The sequence below is a fragment of the Pseudomonas sp. MG-9 genome (assembly GCF_018729515.1).
GTDB lineage: Bacteria > Pseudomonadota > Gammaproteobacteria > Pseudomonadales > Pseudomonadaceae > Aquipseudomonas > Aquipseudomonas serboccidentalis.
The window spans coordinates 56,945-73,351 of record NZ_JAHHZH010000014.1; the positions used below are offsets into that span (position 1 = coordinate 56,945).

Sequence of the window (16,407 nt, forward strand, 5' to 3'; positions counted from 1 at the left end):
AGAAAAACAATAACCATGGAGAAACCCGATGCAGCTGACACGCATTGCCCAAGCCCTTCTGCTCAGCCTGTTCGCCGGCCACGCCGGTGCTGCCACCCTGGACAGCACCCGCGAACAAATCGCCGCGCAGGCCAAGGCACTTGAACCCGAACTGCTGGAAACCCGACGCGACATCCACGCGCATCCGGAACTCGGCAACACCGAAAAACGCACCTCGGAACTAGTCGTCAAACAACTCAAGGCCATGGGCCTGGAAGTCAAAACCAATGTCGCCCGCACCGGCGTGGTCGCCATCCTCAAAGGCGCCTTGCCCGGCCCGACCGTGGCCCTGCGTGCCGACATGGACGCATTGCCGGTCAAGGAAGTCGCCGACCTGCCGTTCGCCTCGAAAGCCAAAGGCACCTACCTGGACAAAGAAGTCGACGTGATGCACGCCTGCGGCCACGACGCTCACACCGCGATCCTGCTGAGCACGGCGAAAATTCTTACGAACATGCGCGCCACCCTGCCCGGCACCGTGGTGTTCTACTTCCAGCCCGCCGAAGAAGGCCCGAGCGACTTCATCCCCGACGGCAAAAACACTTGGGGCGCGAGAATGATGGTCGAGGAAGGCGTGATGAAAGCCCCCAAACCCGACGCCGTCTTCGGTCTGCACGTCTGGGCCGGCGTCCCCGCCGGCCAGATCGCCTACCGCCCCGGCCCCACCCTGGCCAGCTCCGACGACCTGCGCATCAAAATCCTCGGCAAACAGACCCACGCCGGCCGCCCCTGGGACGGCATCGACCCGATCACCGTCGGCGCACAAACCATCGTCGGCCTGCAAACCGTGGTCAGCCGTCGCACCGACATCTCGTCCTATCCGTCAGTCGTCAGCATCGGCACCATCAACGGCGGGACCCGCTACAACATCATTCCCGAGTCCGTGGACATGAGCGGCACCATCCGCTCCTACGACTACGGCATCCGCCAGAAACTGCACGCAGACGTGCGCCAGACCATCGAAAAAATCGCCGAAAGCGGCGGCGCGAAAGCCGACGTGACCATCATCGAAAAATACGACCCCACGATTAACAACCCGGCATTGACGGAAAAAATGCTGCCGACGTTGAAGTGGGCCGCCAAGGATGATGTGGTGAATGCACCGCTGGTGGGCGGCGCGGAAGACTTCTCGTTCTTTGCCAAGGAAGTGCCGGGGCTGTTCGTGTTTCTCGGGGTGACGCCAAGGGATCAGGACATGAGCAAGGCCGCGCCGAATCATAATCCGGGGTTCTTTGTGGATGAGTCGGCGCTGGTGGTTGGAGTGAGGACGATGGCGTCGTTGGCGACGGATTATTTGTATGGGAATGCTGAGGCAGCCCGATAGAGATGGGGTGACTGTGGGGGCGGCTTCGCGAGCAGGCTCGCTACATTTGGACCGTGTGCAGCCTGTCAGAATTGGTCGGCTGGCAGGCCGTCATCGCGAGCAGGCTCGCACGCAGTGGGATTGAGTGCATTCAGTTGGTGATTGGTCGGCTGGCAGGCCGCCATCGCGAGCAGGCTCACTCCTACAGTGGGATTGGGTGCATTCAGTTGGTGATTGGTCGGCTGGCAGGCCGCCATCGCGAGCAGGCTCACTCCTACAGTGGGATTGAGTGCATTCAGTTGGTGATTGGTCGGCTGGCAGGCCGCCTTCGCGAGCAGGCTCGCTCCAACAGTGGGATTGAGTGCATTCAGTTGGTGATTGGTCGGCTGGCAGGCCGCCTTCGCGAGCAGGCTCGCTCCAACAGTGGGATTGGGTGCATTCAGTTGGTGATTGGTTGGCTGGCAGGCCGCCATCGCGAGCAGGCTCACTCCTACAGTGGGATTGAGTGCATTCAGTTGGTGATTGGTCGGCTGGCAGGCCGCCATCGCGAGCAGGCTCACTCCTACAGTGGGATTGGGTGCATTCAGTTGGTGATTGGTCGGCTGGCAGGCCGCCTTCGCGAGCAGGCTCGCTCCAACAGTGGGATTGGGTGCATTCAGTTGGTGATTGGTTGGCTGGTAGGCCGCCATCGGGAGCAGGCTCACTCCTACAGTGGGATTGAGTGCATTCAGTTGGTGATTGGTCGGCTGGCAGGCCGCCATCGCGAGCAGGCTCGCATACAGTGGGATTGAGTGCATTCAGTTGGTGATTGGTCGGCTCGTAGGCTGGCTCCCACAATTTTGAACTGTGTGCACCGCACGCGGCAAAGCCGCCCCACTCAACAGGATGAGCGTTAGCTCGGCTGCAGCTCTTGATCTGCCGGCCCCTTCGGCAGGCTGAGTGGAGGGGTTTATCCGGGGGTGGGAGCGCAGCGACCGTTTGGCGAAGCCAAACACATCGAGAGGAGGTGCAGCGAAGCAAACCGTAGGCGATGCCCCCCGGATGAATTCCGGAACGAAGGAACCCCGAGCCTTAGCGAGCGGGCCGAACGCTGGGGCGAGCCTTTTTGGTTACTTTTTCGGCGTCTGGAAAAAGTGACTCGCCGTAAGGGCGAAACCGCCAGCCGCAACACCCGAAGCAACGGATATTCACCCCAAACCCAAGAACCTGGTCGGCCCAAAGGCCGCCAAGGTCAAACCACATCTACACCTACGTGAATCGCATCATGCCGCCAAAACTCCAGATCACAATCAATCAACCGCCCATGCTGATCATAATTGACCCGAGCAATCCGCAACCCCGGGCTCCCCACCGACACCCGCAATGCCGCCGCCGCATCCGCCGACAATGACGTCGGCACAATCTCGAACCGCACCCGCCCATAGTGCAAATCGTAATGCCGCGCATACAACTCGGTAATCGACTGATTCAAATCGAACCCCAGAATCCCCGGAAAAAACTGCGGATTCAGATAGTGCTCCACATACAGCACCAACCGCCCGTCAATCCGCCGCGACCGGCAAATCTGAATCACGCTCGACAACGCCGGTAACTGCAACCACGCACACACCGCCGCCGAAGCCGGCTGCAGGCGCGCCGAAATCATCTCGGTCGACGGCACCCGCCCCTGCGCACTGACCATCGCGTGAAAGTGGCTTCGCTGCATCAGGTTGTACGCCAGACGCGGCGGCGAGACGAACCAGCCACGCCGCTCCTCGCGATAGATCTGCCCCTGCGCCTCCAACTGCAACAGCGCCTCACGCACCGTGATGCGCGTGGTACCGAACAACTCACTGAGCTTGCGCTCGGCCGGCAGCTTGCTGCCCGGCGCCAACAGGCCGTGATCGAGCTGCTCCTGCAGCACCTGGCCGATGGCTGTCACCGCTTTTGTTGCCTCATCGCGCATCAACGTTACCTATCTGGACTAGACCAGCACTGTTTCAGGGCAAAAACCGCACGGCCTGCAAGCCGTTTCCATGTATTGCAAGCCTAGGCAGTGCAGATGACCGAGAGATGACAAACCCGCCCGACGGTCGCCCTCATGACTTGCAATACATCGGCCAAGTCCCTTGCCGGCCGGGGCTTTGACCTTGGTCTACGCTTACCGGGCAAGCGCCAGAACCGGGCGAATAAAAGCCCTGTCGGGCGACCGCCGACATCAAAGTGTCATCCAGCCCCCTTAAATTGGCTCAGGTATTGCTGACCTAGACCAACACAAACCGCAATCGCAGCGTTGAACACGACCAAGGAGCTTCGGAATGAAACAGCTTTTCCTGGCAACACTGTTAGGCTCGACCATTGCAATGTGCACCGCCGCCATGGCGGCCGACACCGACCTGAAAACCCTCGAAGCCGCTGCGAAAGCGGAAGGCGCCGTCAACAGCGTCGGCATGCCCGATGACTGGGCCAACTGGAAAGGCACCTGGGAAGACCTGGCCAAAACCTACGGCCTGAAACACATCGACACCGACATGAGCTCGGCCCAGGAAATCGCCAAGTTCGCCGCTGAAAAAGACAACGCCACTGCCGACATCGGCGACGTCGGTGCCGCCTTCGGCCCGATCGCGGTCAAGCAGGGTGTGGTGCAACCGTACAAGCCAAGCACCTGGGATCAGGTTCCGGCCTGGGCCAAGGACAAGGACGGCAACTGGGCACTGGCCTACACCGGCACCATCGCCTTCATCGTCAACAAGAAGCTGCTGCACGGCTCCGAAGTGCCGACCAAATGGGCTGATCTCAAGGGCGGCAAATACAAGGTCTCCATCGGTGACGTGAGCACCGCTGCACAAGCCGCCAACGGTGTACTGGCTGCGGCACTGGCCAACGGTGGCGACGAGAAAAACATCCAGCCGGCCCTGCTGCTGTTTGCAGACATCGCCAAGCAGGGTCGCCTGTCGATGGCCAACCCGACCATCGCCACCATGGAAAAAGGCGAGATCGAAGTCGGTGTGGTCTGGGACTTCAACGGCCTGAGCTACAAGGCCAAGATGGCCAACCCGGATGACTACGTGGTGTTGATTCCGTCCGACGGTTCGGTGATTTCCGGCTACACCACGATCATCAACAAGTACGCGAAAAACCCGAACGCCGCCAAGCTGACCCGCGAATACATCTTCAGCGACGCCGGCCAGACCAACCTCGCTCGCGGCAACGCCCGTCCGATCCGCGCCGAACACCTGCAACTGCCGGAAGACGTGAAGGCCAAGCTGCTGCCGAACGAGCAGTACAAGAAGGTCACGCCGATCAAGGACGCCGACGCGTGGGAAAAAACCTCCAAGGCCCTGCCGCAGAAGTGGAACGAAGAAGTCATCGTAGAGATGAAATAAGGCGGCGAATCACCGCTGTGTGATCTGAAACAAATCCCTGTGTAGGAGTGAGCCTGCTCGCGATGACGGTGGATCAGTCAACACTGTCGTTGAGTGTTCGACCGCCATCGCGAGCAGGCTCACTCCTACAGGGGATCTCGATTGAATCTGAAATTTTCTGTTTCGCGGAGTTTTTGCCCCTATGAAGCACAACGTCATCCTTGTCGTGCTCGACGGCCTCAATTTTGAAGTCGCGCGTCACGCCATGGGGCACCTGCAGGCTTACGTTGGCGCAGGACGCGCCGCACTCTATCCGTTGGAGTGCGAGTTGCCGGCCCTGTCCCGACCGCTTTACGAATGCATCCTCACCGGCGTGCCGCCGATCGACAGCGGCATCGTTCACAACAACGTTGCGCGCCTGTCCAATCAGCGCAGCATCTATCACTACGCCCGCGACGCCGGCCTGAAAACCGCCGCAGCGGCCTATCACTGGGTCAGCGAGTTGTACAACCGCTCGCCGTTCATCGCCGCTCGCGACCGTCATACCGAGAACCTGTCGTTGCCGATCCAGCACGGCCACTTCTACTGGACTGACCACTACCCGGATTCGCACCTGTTCGCCGATGCGGAAAACCTGCGCCTGCGCCATGCGCCGAACTTCCTGCTGATCCACCCGATGAACATCGACGACGCCGGCCACAAGCACGGCCTCGACTCCTCGCAGTATCGCAACAGCGCGCGCTCGGCGGACATCATCCTCGCCGACTACCTGCAAGGCTGGCTCGACGCTGGCTATCAAGTCATGGTGACGGCCGACCACGGCATGAACAATGACCGCTCGCACAACGGCCTGTTGCCGGAAGAACGCCAGGTGCCGCTGTTCGTCCTCGGTGACGCTTTCAGCCTCAACGCTGACGCCGCACCGAAACAGACTGACATCTGCGGTACCGTCTGCGAGCTGCTCGGCGTGCCTCACGACAAACCTGTGTGCCGGGAGCTGCTCAAGTGAATGCCATGACTCGCGGCAAATGGCTGGCGGCCCTGTGCCTGGTGCCCTTCGCCCTGTTCTTTATCGTGTTCGAAATCGCCCCGCTGGTCTGGGTGATGATCAACAGCCTGCAGTCGGAAGAGTTCGGCTGGGGCTTCGCCAACTTCAGCAAGATCTTCAACTCGAAGTTCTACTTGCAGGCGATCCAGTACAGCCTCGAGATCAGTTTCTGGTCGAGTGTGTTCGGCATCATCATCGCCGTGCTCGGTGCGTATTCCCTGCGCCGGGTCGACTCGAAACTGCGCAACTTCGTGAATGCCTTCGCCAACATGACCAGCAACTTCGCCGGCGTGCCCCTGGCCTTCGCGTTCATCATCCTGCTCGGCTTCAACGGCAGCATCACCATCATGCTCAAGCAGGCCGGGATCATTCAGGACTTCAACCTGTATTCGAAAACCGGCCTGATCATCCTCTACACCTACTTCCAGATTCCCCTCGGCGTGCTGCTGCTCTACCCGGCCTTCGACGCCTTGCGTGAAGACTGGCGTGAATCTGCCGCGCTGCTCGGCGCCAACGGCTGGCAGTTCTGGCGCCACATCGGTCTGCCGGTGCTGACCCCGGCGCTGCTCGGCACCTTCGTGATCCTGCTGGCCAACGCGCTCGGCGCCTACGCCACGGTCTATGCCTTGACCACCGGTAACTTCAACGTACTGCCGATCCGCATCGCGGCGATGGTCTCCGGCGACATTTCGCTGGATCCGAATCTCGCCAGCGCCCTGGCCGTGGTGCTGGTGGCGTTGATGACCATCGTCACCGTCGTGCATCAACTGCTGTTGAAGAGGAGCTACCATGTCTCGCGCTGAATCCGGCCCGGCCGGCGTCTACCACCGCGTCGTGGTTTATCTGTTGTTCGCGATCCTGCTGCTGCCGCTGGTGGGCACGCTGGTCTACTCGATCGCCAGCAGCTGGTCGGCGACCATCCTGCCCAGCGGCTTCACCTTCAAGTGGTATATCCAGTTGTGGAGCGATCCGCGCTTTCTGCACGCCTTCGGCCAATCGTTGCTGGTGTGCGTCGGCGCGCTGGTACTGTCGGTGGTGCTGATTCTGCCGCTGCTGTTCGTGGTGCATTACCACTTCCCGAAACTCGATGCGCTGATGAACATCCTGATCCTGCTGCCCTTCGCAGTGCCGCCGGTGGTGTCGTCGGTGGGGCTGTTGCAGCTCTACGGTTCCGGGCCGCTGGCGATGGTCGGCACGCCGTGGATCCTGATCGGTTGCTATTTCACCGTGGCATTGCCATTCATGTACCGGGCGATCACCAACAACCTGCAGGCCATCAACCTGCGCGACCTGATGGACGCCGCCCAACTGCTCGGCGCCAGCACCTTTCAGGCCGCGTTCCTGGTGGTGCTGCCAAACCTGCGCAAAGGCCTGATGGTCGCGTTGCTGCTGTCGTTCTCGTTCCTGTTCGGTGAGTTCGTGTTTGCCAACATCCTCGTCGGCACGCGTTACGAAACCCTGCAGGTGTATCTGAACAACATGCGCAACAGCAGCGGTCACTTCACCAGTGCGCTGGTGATTTCCTACTTCTTTTTCGTGCTGGTCCTGACCTGGGTCGCCAACATCTTGAACAAGGACAAAAGCGAATGAGCTATGTCAGCGTCCAAACCCTGAAGAAAAACTACGCGGGCACCACGGTGTTCAGCGACATCAACTGCGAAATCAACAAGGGCGAATTCGTCACCCTGCTCGGCCCGTCGGGTTGCGGAAAGTCCACGCTGCTGCGCTGCATTGCCGGCCTGACGCCGGTGGATGGCGGCAAGATCCTGCTCGATGGCGTCGACATCGTGCCGCTCAGTCCGCAAAAACGCGGGATCGGCATGGTGTTCCAGAGCTACGCGCTGTTCCCCAACATGACCGTCGAACAGAACGTCGCCTTCGGCCTGCGCATGCAAAAGGTCAATGCCGACGACAGCCACAAGCGTGTCGCCGAAGTGCTGAAACTGGTCGAGCTCAATGACTTCGCCAGCCGCTATCCGCACCAGCTCTCCGGCGGTCAGTGCCAACGCGTGGCCCTCGCCCGCTCGCTGGTCACCCGCCCACGCCTGTTGCTGCTGGATGAACCGCTGTCGGCGCTGGACGCGCGGATTCGCAAACACCTGCGCGAACAGATCCGGCAGATCCAGCGCGAACTCGGCCTGACCACGATTTTCGTCACCCACGATCAGGAAGAAGCGCTGACCATGTCCGACCGGATTTTCCTGATGAACCAAGGGAAAATCGTCCAGAGCGGCGACGCCGAAACCCTCTACACCGCGCCGGTCGATCTGTTCGCCGCCGGCTTCATCGGCAACTACAACCTGCTCGACGCCGACAGTGCCTCGAAGCTGTTGCAACGACCGATCAACCACCGCATCGCGATTCGTCCGGAAGCCATCGAATTGAGCCTCAATGGCGAACTCGATGCGCAGATCCGCAGCCACAGCCTGCTCGGCAACGTGATCCGCTACCGGGTCGAGGCACGCGGCGTGGAATTGGTGGTGGACGTGCTCAACCGCTCAGCGGCGGATCTGCATCCCGACGGCCAGCGTCTGGCACTTTCCATCGATCCGACGGCCCTGTGTGAAGTCGCTTGAAAGCAGCTGCAAGCTTCGAGCTACAAGCCTCAAGCTGTAGACTGCGGCGAACCTGATTCCAATTCTTGCAGCTCGAAGCTAGTAGCTCGCAGCTGTTCTCGGAGAGAACCGATGGCTTTGGCAATTTTTGATCTGGACGAAACCCTGATCCACGGCGACTGCGCCACCCTCTGGAGCGAGCAGATGGGGCGCCTGGGCTGGGTCGATCCTGAATCGTTCATGCGCAAGAACAACGAGCTGATGGACGCCTACAGCCATGGCAAATTGCGCATGGAAGAGTACATGGCGTTCAGCCTCGAACCACTGATCGGCCGTACTCCGGAAGAAGTCGAGCACCTGGTCGGCCCGTGGGTTGAAGACTTCATCGAACCGATCATCTTCAGCGATGCGACCAAAACCATCGCGGCCCACCGCAAGGCCGGCGACCGGATCCTGGTGATATCAGCCTCGGGCACGCACCTGGTCAAGCCGATCGCCGACCGCTTGGGCATCGACGAGATTCTGGGGATCGAGCTGGACGTCGCGCACGGCGTTTACAGCGGTCAGACCGTCGGCACGCTGACCTACCGCGAAGGCAAGATCACCCGTTTGCTGGAATGGCTGGATGCCGAGGAAGAAAACCTTGAGGGCGCGAGCTTCTACTCCGACTCACGCAATGATCTGCCGTTGCTGCTGAAGGTGGACTTCCCGCATGTGGTGAATCCGGACCCGGTGTTGCTGGAACACGCCGAGCAGGCTGGCTGGCCGATCCATCTCTGGAAATAAAAACAAAGATCGCAGCCTGCGGCAGCTCCTACAGGGTGTACACCCTCCCAATGTAGGAGCTGCCGCAGGCTGCGATCTTTTGATCTTGTCCCTTCAATCAGCTCAAGGTTTCGTCGATCACCAATACCAGTTTCCCGGAAACAGTATTGCTCGCCAGCTCGGCAAACGCTGCTTCGGCATCCTTCACCGGGAAGGTTTTCGCCAGTTGCGGACGCAGCCGCCCTTCGGCAAACAGCGGCCAGACCTGCTGACCCAGATCACTCAACAGGTCAGCCTTGAACTGATCGTCACGATTGCGCAATGTCGAACCGAGCAACTGCACACGCTTGGCCAGTACCTGCGCCAGGTCCAGTTTCGCCTCACGCCCGCCCATCAGACCGATCAGCACCCAGCGACCGTCGAGCGCCATCAGCTTGAGGTTCAGCGCGGCGTAATTGCCGCCGACCGGATCGAGGATCACGTCAAACGGGCCAAAGTCGCGAAGGCTCTCCAGATCATCGCTGCGCACTACTCCGCCCTGGGCGCCCAGCGCTTCGCAGTAGGCCAGACGCTCGGCCGAGCCGACGCTGACCCAGCACGGGTTGCCGAACGCCTTGCACAGCTGAATCGCCGCTGAACCAATTCCACTTGCACCGGCATGCAGGAGAACTTTCTCACCCGGTTTCAGCGCTGCCAGCTGAAACACATTCAGCCAGACCGTTGCATAAACCTCGGGTAATGCCGCAGCCTCGATCAACGAGACACCCTCGGGCACCGGCAGCACGTGCCGTCCGTCGACGACCACCTCTTCGGCCATCCCGCCCCCCGCCAGCAAGGCGCAGACCCGATCGCCGACCTGCCACGAGGACCCGGCGCCGACTTCGCTGATCACCCCGGAGCACTCAAGACCGAGCACCTGACTGGCGCCGGGTGGCGGTGGATAAAGCCCGGCTTTCTGTAATAAATCGGCACGATTGAGGCCAGCTGCCGCCACGCGAATGCGCACTTGTCCTACATCACACACAGGACTCGGCTCTTCAACCCATGCCACTTGACCTTCAACGCCTTGCAATGCCTTCACAGTGCCTCCATAGTGAGTCTGGACTGAGCCCGAAGCTGTAGCGCCGGGCTTTTTGCATTATGCGACCGGCTCTCGTAGAACCGGCGACTTCAAAGACGGCCTAATATGCGTTATCAATTGTCCCCGCGTCGAATCAGCATGAAGCATTTGCTCCCCAGCACCGCCCTCGCTCTTTTCATCGGTATCGGTTTGTTGCCGATGTCGGGCAATACATTCGCAGCCAACAGCTGGGACAAGTTGCAGCCTGATCGCGACGAAGTGATCGCCAGTCTCAACGTCGTCGAGTTGCTCAAGCGTCACCACTACAGCAAGCCACCGCTCGACGATGCGCGCTCGGTGATCATCTACGACAGCTATATCAAGCTGCTGGATCCGTCGCGCAGCTATTTCATGGCCAGCGACATCGCCGAATTCGACAAGTGGAAGACCCAGTTCGACGACTTCCTCAAAAGCGGCGACCTCAACGCCGGGTTCACCATCTACAAGCGCTATCTGGACCGCGTCAAGGCGCGTCTGGACTTCGCCATTGCGGAGCTGAACAAGGGCGTCGACAAGATGGACTTCACCACGAAGGAAACCTTGCTGATCGATCGCAAGGACGCCCCTTGGCTCAAGTCCACCGCTGAACTCGACGACCTGTGGCGCAAACGCGTCAAGGACGAAGTGCTGCGGCAGAAGATTGCGGGCAAGGACTCCAAGCAGATCCAGGAAACCCTGACCAAGCGCTACAAGAACCAGTTGGCGCGCCTGGATCAGACCCGCGCGGAAGACATCTTCCAGGCGTACATCAACACCTTCGCCATGTCCTACGACCCGCATACCAACTATCTGTCGCCGGATAACGCGGAGAACTTCGACATCAACATGAGCCTGTCCCTCGAGGGCATCGGCGCCGTGTTGCAGAGCGACAACGATCAAGTGAAAGTCGTGCGTCTGGTGCCGGCAGGCCCGGCCGACAAGACCAAGCAGGTTGCTCCGGCCGACAAGATCATCGGCGTTGCCCAAGGCAACAAAGAAATGGTCGACGTGGTGGGCTGGCGCCTGGACGAAGTGGTCAAGCTGATCCGCGGCCCGAAAGGCACCGTGGTGCGCCTGGAAGTGATTCCGGCCAGCAATGCGCCGAACGATCAGACCAGCAAGATCGTGTCGATCACTCGCGAAGCAGTGAAGCTTGAAGACCAGGCGGTGAAAAAATCCGTACTGAACCTGAAACAGGACGGCAAGGATTACAAGCTCGGCATCATCGAGATTCCAGCCTTCTACCTCGACTTCAAGGCATTCCGTGCCGGTGATCCGGACTACAAGAGCACCACCCGTGACGTCAAGAAACTGCTGACCGAACTGCAGAAAGAGAAAGTCGACGGCGTGGTCATCGACCTGCGCAACAACGGCGGCGGCTCCCTGCAGGAAGCCACCGAGCTGACCAGTCTGTTCATCGACAAGGGCCCGACCGTCCTCGTGCGTAACGCCGATGGCCGCGTCGATGTACTGGAAGATGAAAACCCGGGCGCGTTCTACAAAGGCCCGATGGCACTGCTGGTCAACCGCCTGTCCGCCTCGGCTTCGGAGATTTTCGCCGGCGCCATGCAGGACTACCATCGTGCGCTGATCATCGGTGGCCAGACCTTCGGTAAAGGCACCGTGCAGACCATTCAACCGCTGAACCATGGCGAACTGAAACTGACCCTGGCCAAGTTCTACCGGGTTTCCGGTCAGAGCACCCAGCATCAGGGCGTGCTGCCGGACATCGATTATCCGTCGATCATCGACACCAAGGAAATCGGCGAAAGCGCCCTGCCCGAAGCCATGCCGTGGGACACCATCAAGGCCGCGATCAGACCGGCATCCGATCCGTTCAAGCCGTTTCTGGCACAGCTCAAGTCCGAGCATGACACACGTACCGCCAAGGACGCCGAGTTCGTGTTCATCCGCGACAAGCTGGCCCTGGCGCAGAAGCTGATGGAAGAAAAAACCGTCAGCCTCAACGAAGCAGACCGCCGTGCCCAGCACACTGACATCGACGCCAAGCAACTGGCGATGGAAAACATCCGTCGCAAAGCCAAAGGCGAAGAGCCGCTCAAAGAGCTGAAGAAAGAAGATGAAGACGCGCTCGCAGCCGCCGAGCCGGACAAGGTCAAACCAGAGGACGACGCCTACCTGGCCGAAACCGGGCGTGTACTGCTGGATTACCTGAAGCTGAGCAATCAGGTGGCCAAGAAGTAAGATGATGGCAATTTAGTGCTGACGCTCCTCGGAGCGTCATCAAACAGTCATCATTCTGTCGTGAAATAAAGGACTGGGAGCGCCTCTCTTCATCGAGAGCGCTCCCAGTCCTTTTTTTATCGCCAGAGATTGCCATGACCACGACCGAACAGCTGAGTGCCTTGAGCTCGATCCTGACTCAAAGCGGTTTGCACAGTCTGTTCCAGCCGATCATCTGTCTCTCCGAGCGCCGCATCCTCGGCTACGAAGCCCTCACCCGTGGCCCGTCCAACAGCCCTCTGCACTCGCCTATCGCCCTGTTCGCCGTGGCCCGTCAGGCCGGTCGCTTGAGCGAACTGGAGATCGCCTGCCGCCAATCGGCCTGCCGCCGGTTCAACGAGCAGCAACTGCCGGGCAAGCTGTTCCTCAACGTCTCCCCGGAATCCCTGCTCGAAGCCGCGCACCAGCCGGGACGAACCCTGCAATTGCTGCAGGACTTCGGTATCCCGCCGAGCCAGGTGGTGATCGAACTCACCGAACAGACCCCGATCGACGATTTCCAGTTGCTGCAAACCGCCCTGCATCACTACCGGGCGATGGGTTTTTCGATTGCGCTGGATGACTTGGGCGCCGGTTATTCAAGCCTGCGTCTGTGGTCCGAGTTGCGTCCGGATTACGTGAAGATCGACCGCCATTTCATCGACGGCATTCATCAGGATGCGCTGAAACGCGAGTTCGTCGGCTCGATCCTGCAAATCGCCAAAGCCTCACGGGCGCAGGTGATTGCCGAGGGTATCGAGTTACCGGAGGAGCTGGCGGTGCTGACCGAAATGGGCGTCGATCTGGTGCAAGGTTACTTGCTCAGTCGTCCGCAAGAACATCCGCCGCGCGATGCCCGGGCCTTGATGCCCAAACACGACAGCAGCGCCGTGGCGCTGAATGACGAAGGCAGCGACCTCAGCGCCCTGCTCAACGACCATCCGGCCGTGCATCGCGATACGCCGACCGCCACGGTGCTGGAGGCCTTCCGCCGCCAGGCCAATCTGAACTCGCTGGCCGTGCTCGACGAACAAGGCCAGCCGTGCGGCATCGTCCACCGCCACTCACTGTCCGACGCGCTGCTCAAACCGTTCGCCACCGACCTGTTTGCGCGTAAACCGATCAGCCGCCTGATGAACGACGATTTCCTCGCCGTGGAAATGAGCCAGTCGCTGCAACAGGTCAGCCGCCTGATCACCAGCCGCGCGCGGCAACGCATCGAAGAAGACTTCATCATCACCCTCAACGGTGGTTATCTCGGCCTGGGCCGGGTGATCGACGTACTCAAACTGATCACCGAACTGAAAATCCAGCAGGCCCGCTACGCCAACCCGCTGACCCTGCTGCCCGGCAACGTGCCGATCCAGCAATGCCTGACCCGCCTGCTGCAACAGGGCCGCGAATCAATCATCTGCTACGTCGACATCGACAGCTTCAAACCCTTCAACGACATCTACGGCTACGGCCGGGGCGACGAAGTGTTGCTGTGTCTGGCGCAATGCCTCAACGAACGCGTCGACCCGTCCCGCGACTTCGTCGGCCACATCGGCGGCGACGACTTCCTCCTCGTCCTCGGCCCGGAAGACTGGCGCAAACGCCTCAACCAACTGCTCGACGACTTCCAGAGCCAATGCCGGCGCTTCTATCGCCCGGAACACCTGGAGGCGGGATGCTTCATTGCGCCGAACCGTCAGGGCGTGCGGCAGGAGTTTCCGTTGCTGTCGCTATCGATCGGCGTGGTACATCTGCACCCGCAGTCCTGCGCCGAACTGGATGCAAGCCAACTCGCGGAGATGGCTTCGCAGGCGAAACATCATGCGAAGAATGTTCCGGGGTATAGCGTGCATGTGATTGATAGCCTCACTGCCGCCGACCTTCATCCACCGCAACTAATCGGTCAACGCTGAGGCCTAAGACGACACAAATCCCTGTGTGGGCTTGCTCGCGAAGGGGTCAGTAAAGTCACCCTAGATTCAGCTTCTAGTGCCGCCCCGCCTACCACGATGAGCAATCTTCCTGACTGGCGCGGTATAACTCATCAATCCAGACTTCGGACAGGATAGAGTACACGTGCTCAAAAAAACTTCTCGGATCTTTCATTTCGTTCCAGCCAACTGGAAGCAATGAATGAGAGAAAGGATCATGTTTAAAGACCTCAGAGAGCTTACTCGTATCGTCATCCAGAGCCTCACCCAATACGAAAAACAAGACAAACTTGTGCCGATGAGTCAAGCCCGAAAATCTTCTCACAATAAACTTAGAAATTAGGTCTGCTCTATCTGAAGGACACTCAGGATCGTATTTCGCCAACTCCGCACCCAGCGTCTCCTCGCGATCGTATATATCGAACCCTCCAAGAAAGTGCTTCAACTGAGGGCTGTATGGAATGTCAAGATAGGGATGCATCAACATCAAACACTCTCCACCGGATACAGAGCGAAGGGCTGCAACGTTTCAAAGTCAAATTTCACTTCAAACCCATTCATATTTTGAATGAAGCGGGGTTCTGAGGGATCTAATGGGTTAGGTTCGTATCCTTGCCCCACATTTTCGGCAGCCATTCTCACAACTAAATTACCCATACTGTCCTCGCCCGTAAATCGCGACATCTTCCTTGTCTCTCTTGTCATCGCTTCGTTATAAGCATTCAACTGCGCTCGATGGGTTACAAACCGTGAACTATAAACGCCTCTAAACATTTTCCATCACCACTCCACAACAACATCATAATTCACTAAACGCATTCACCACGTAGCTTGGTCTTCCAAGCTAGCCTTCTTTAATTCTGCCCCCCACTCAACCATAGCTATTCGATATATATCTTCAAAAAAAACCCTTGAATCGACCATCTCATCCCAACCATCCGGAAATGAAGAACAAGCTTCAGGATCATATTGGAAAAGGGATTTAAAATCGTATCTCTCGTCTTGCAACGCAGACTTCAGACATCCTACAAGTAAAAATTTCTGCCGATACGACCGCTTCATAGGCATGCAATATTTTAGAATAAGCACCTCCCTATCTACCGCGATATTCGGGTTATATTGCTCAAGCTCATCCCCCAGAGTTTCTTCACGATCATAAACATCAAAACAACACAAAAAATATGCGGGGCTCGGTAGATAAGGCTTCGATGTTTCAGGATCTATATACATAAAGTCACTCCGTCGGATAAAGAGTAAATGGTACGTTTGTAATGGGATCAAACTTCATTTCGAACCCTCCCATATTGGTAATCAATCTAGGATTTTCTTTGTCCCTTCTATTTGGTTTGTAACCTTCCCCTGCGTCAGGAAGCCTCATCTTTACAACGTTGGCGCCCTGCCTATCCTGTCCGGTGTAACGAGGAAGTCCGCGTTCAACCCTAATGGTTGCGAGGACATAGGCTTCAAGCATGATTTCCCAACTGTAAAATCTGGAGCTCGGGTTGCCTTCACCAGCATTTCGCCCCCTTCTTTGTTGACCCGTAATCGGGTCCGTTCCATCAATAGCCCTTTGTTTAAATTTTTCATCTGGTAGCTCAGGGCCATGCTTACCAACCATATGCATCCGCTGACTGTCATTTAACCTCTCAATCTCTTTCTTCGCGGCCTCCCTTGCGCTTAATTTCGGCTTCGGAAGCTCAGGTTCTCCTTCATCAACCTTAGCCCCACCAGCCCCACCCGGCACCTCGCAGCCCGGCCTGTTCGGCGGCGGACAGTTCGAGCTCAACCCCAACGGATCCACCCACCCCGTCGGATTCGGCGTGTACTGGTATTGGTTCAGTCCTCCAGCCAGCTTCACCGGATCCGGCGTCAGATACCGTCCCAGCCTCGGGTCGTAATACCGGTGCCGGTTGTAATGCAGCCCGCTCTCCGCATCGAAATACTGCCCCTGAAAGCGCAGTGGCTGGTCCAGGTAGTCTTCGCCCGCCAGGGTGATCGCCGAGACCTTGCCGTAGGCGTCGTATTGCGCCGACCAGACGATTTCGCCGCTGTAGTCGGTGAGTTCCTGCGGGGTGCCGAGGTGGTCGAGCTGGTAGTAGAACGGGC

General features: G+C 58.9%; 16 protein-coding genes. 9 read left to right on the top strand and 7 right to left on the bottom strand.

What is annotated here, in order from left to right; all coding sequences use genetic code 11:
• Positions 1 to 28: 28 nt before the first annotated feature.
• On the top strand, positions 29 to 1,363 hold the full coding sequence (locus KKQ10_RS27670; RefSeq protein ID WP_215502917.1) for an amidohydrolase: 1,335 nt from the start codon (positions 29 to 31) through the stop codon (positions 1,361 to 1,363).
• 65 nt (positions 1,364 to 1,428) lie between these two features.
• Here KKQ10_RS27670 and KKQ10_RS27675 read toward each other — a convergent pair whose 3' ends face one another.
• Entirely contained in the window at positions 1,429 to 2,139 is a 711-nt protein-coding gene (locus tag KKQ10_RS27675) for a hypothetical protein (protein ID WP_215502918.1), read from the bottom strand.
• A 434-nt stretch (positions 2,140 to 2,573) separates the two neighbouring features.
• On the bottom strand, positions 2,574 to 3,287 hold the full coding sequence (gene phnR, locus KKQ10_RS27680) for a phosphonate utilization transcriptional regulator PhnR (RefSeq protein WP_127652598.1): 714 nt from the start codon (positions 3,285 to 3,287) through the stop codon (positions 2,574 to 2,576).
• A 352-nt stretch (positions 3,288 to 3,639) separates the two neighbouring features.
• Here phnR and KKQ10_RS27685 point away from each other — a divergent pair, with 352 nt between their 5' ends.
• The 6 genes from KKQ10_RS27685 (at position 3,640) to KKQ10_RS27710 (ending at position 9,075) form a co-directional block, all read left to right on the top strand.
• Positions 3,640 to 4,707 (top strand): ABC transporter substrate-binding protein, encoded by a 1,068-nt coding sequence (locus tag KKQ10_RS27685; protein WP_025113379.1) that lies wholly within the window; start codon positions 3,640 to 3,642, stop codon positions 4,705 to 4,707.
• Positions 4,708 to 4,888: 181 nt separating this feature from the next.
• A complete protein-coding gene (locus KKQ10_RS27690) occupies positions 4,889 to 5,695 on the top strand; it encodes an alkaline phosphatase family protein (protein ID WP_215502919.1) in 807 nt (268 codons plus the stop codon).
• Between the two features lie 5 nt (positions 5,696 to 5,700).
• Positions 5,701 to 6,537 carry an ABC transporter permease gene (locus tag KKQ10_RS27695; RefSeq protein ID WP_164747927.1) on the top strand — a complete coding sequence of 279 codons (837 nt, stop codon included), beginning with the start codon at positions 5,701 to 5,703 and terminating at the stop codon, positions 6,535 to 6,537.
• On the top strand, positions 6,524 to 7,324 hold the full coding sequence (locus KKQ10_RS27700) for an ABC transporter permease (protein WP_127652601.1): 801 nt from the start codon (positions 6,524 to 6,526) through the stop codon (positions 7,322 to 7,324). The genes KKQ10_RS27695 and KKQ10_RS27700 overlap by 14 nt, the downstream gene beginning before the upstream one ends.
• A complete protein-coding gene (locus KKQ10_RS27705) occupies positions 7,321 to 8,310 on the top strand; it encodes an ABC transporter ATP-binding protein (RefSeq protein WP_215502920.1) in 990 nt (329 codons plus the stop codon). Before KKQ10_RS27700 ends, KKQ10_RS27705 begins: the two co-directional genes overlap by 4 nt.
• 111 nt (positions 8,311 to 8,421) lie before the next feature.
• Positions 8,422 to 9,075, top strand: coding sequence for an HAD family hydrolase (locus KKQ10_RS27710; RefSeq protein WP_215502921.1), 654 nt, complete (start codon positions 8,422 to 8,424; stop codon positions 9,073 to 9,075).
• Positions 9,076 to 9,172: 97 nt separating this feature from the next.
• Here KKQ10_RS27710 and KKQ10_RS27715 read toward each other — a convergent pair whose 3' ends face one another.
• Entirely contained in the window at positions 9,173 to 10,135 is a 963-nt protein-coding gene (locus KKQ10_RS27715) for a zinc-binding dehydrogenase (RefSeq protein WP_215502922.1), read from the bottom strand.
• 138 nt (positions 10,136 to 10,273) lie between these two features.
• Between KKQ10_RS27715 and KKQ10_RS27720 the strand changes: the two genes are divergently transcribed.
• Together KKQ10_RS27720 and KKQ10_RS27725 are read left to right on the top strand one after the other, a co-directional pair.
• Positions 10,274 to 12,358 (top strand): carboxy terminal-processing peptidase, encoded by a 2,085-nt coding sequence (locus tag KKQ10_RS27720; RefSeq protein ID WP_164747926.1) that lies wholly within the window; start codon positions 10,274 to 10,276, stop codon positions 12,356 to 12,358.
• Between the two features lie 134 nt (positions 12,359 to 12,492).
• Positions 12,493 to 14,283, top strand: a complete 1,791-nt coding sequence (locus KKQ10_RS27725; RefSeq protein WP_215502923.1) for a bifunctional diguanylate cyclase/phosphodiesterase — start codon at positions 12,493 to 12,495, stop codon at positions 14,281 to 14,283.
• Between the two features lie 88 nt (positions 14,284 to 14,371).
• On the opposite strand, the gene KKQ10_RS27730 is transcribed toward KKQ10_RS27725, so the two are convergent.
• The 4 genes from KKQ10_RS27730 to KKQ10_RS27745 form a co-directional block, all read right to left on the bottom strand.
• The gene (locus KKQ10_RS27730) at positions 14,372 to 14,788 is read right to left on the bottom strand and encodes a hypothetical protein (protein ID WP_215502924.1); all 417 of its coding nucleotides are present in this window, start codon (positions 14,786 to 14,788) and stop codon (positions 14,372 to 14,374) included.
• Positions 14,788 to 15,027: a hypothetical protein gene (locus KKQ10_RS27735; protein ID WP_252191789.1), complete on the bottom strand. Its 240-nt coding sequence runs from the start codon at positions 15,025 to 15,027 to the stop codon at positions 14,788 to 14,790. Before KKQ10_RS27735 ends, KKQ10_RS27730 begins: the two co-directional genes overlap by 1 nt.
• A gap of 93 nt (positions 15,028 to 15,120) precedes the next feature.
• Positions 15,121 to 15,531 carry a hypothetical protein gene (locus tag KKQ10_RS27740; protein ID WP_215502925.1) on the bottom strand — a complete coding sequence of 137 codons (411 nt, stop codon included), beginning with the start codon at positions 15,529 to 15,531 and terminating at the stop codon, positions 15,121 to 15,123.
• A gap of 4 nt (positions 15,532 to 15,535) precedes the next feature.
• Positions 15,536 to 16,407 (bottom strand): RHS repeat domain-containing protein (locus KKQ10_RS27745; RefSeq protein ID WP_215502926.1); only part of this gene is annotated, 872 nt, incomplete at its 5' end.

Coding starts and splice junctions, on each gene's coding strand:
- KKQ10_RS27670 (WP_215502917.1), top strand. CDS start 29: ATGCAGCTGACACGCATTGCCCAAGCCCTTCTGCTCAGCCTGTTCGCC.
- KKQ10_RS27675 (WP_215502918.1), bottom strand. CDS start 2,139: ATGCACTCAATCCCACTGTATGCGAGCCTGCTCGCGATGGCGGCCTGC.
- phnR (WP_127652598.1), bottom strand. CDS start 3,287: ATGCGCGATGAGGCAACAAAAGCGGTGACAGCCATCGGCCAGGTGCTG.
- KKQ10_RS27685 (WP_025113379.1), top strand. CDS start 3,640: ATGAAACAGCTTTTCCTGGCAACACTGTTAGGCTCGACCATTGCAATG.
- KKQ10_RS27690 (WP_215502919.1), top strand. CDS start 4,889: ATGAAGCACAACGTCATCCTTGTCGTGCTCGACGGCCTCAATTTTGAA.
- KKQ10_RS27695 (WP_164747927.1), top strand. CDS start 5,701: ATGACTCGCGGCAAATGGCTGGCGGCCCTGTGCCTGGTGCCCTTCGCC.
- KKQ10_RS27700 (WP_127652601.1), top strand. CDS start 6,524: ATGTCTCGCGCTGAATCCGGCCCGGCCGGCGTCTACCACCGCGTCGTG.
- KKQ10_RS27705 (WP_215502920.1), top strand. CDS start 7,321: ATGAGCTATGTCAGCGTCCAAACCCTGAAGAAAAACTACGCGGGCACC.
- KKQ10_RS27710 (WP_215502921.1), top strand. CDS start 8,422: ATGGCTTTGGCAATTTTTGATCTGGACGAAACCCTGATCCACGGCGAC.
- KKQ10_RS27720 (WP_164747926.1), top strand. CDS start 10,274: ATGAAGCATTTGCTCCCCAGCACCGCCCTCGCTCTTTTCATCGGTATC.
- KKQ10_RS27725 (WP_215502923.1), top strand. CDS start 12,493: ATGACCACGACCGAACAGCTGAGTGCCTTGAGCTCGATCCTGACTCAA.
- KKQ10_RS27730 (WP_215502924.1), bottom strand. CDS start 14,788: ATGTTGATGCATCCCTATCTTGACATTCCATACAGCCCTCAGTTGAAG.
- KKQ10_RS27740 (WP_215502925.1), bottom strand. CDS start 15,531: ATGTATATAGATCCTGAAACATCGAAGCCTTATCTACCGAGCCCCGCA.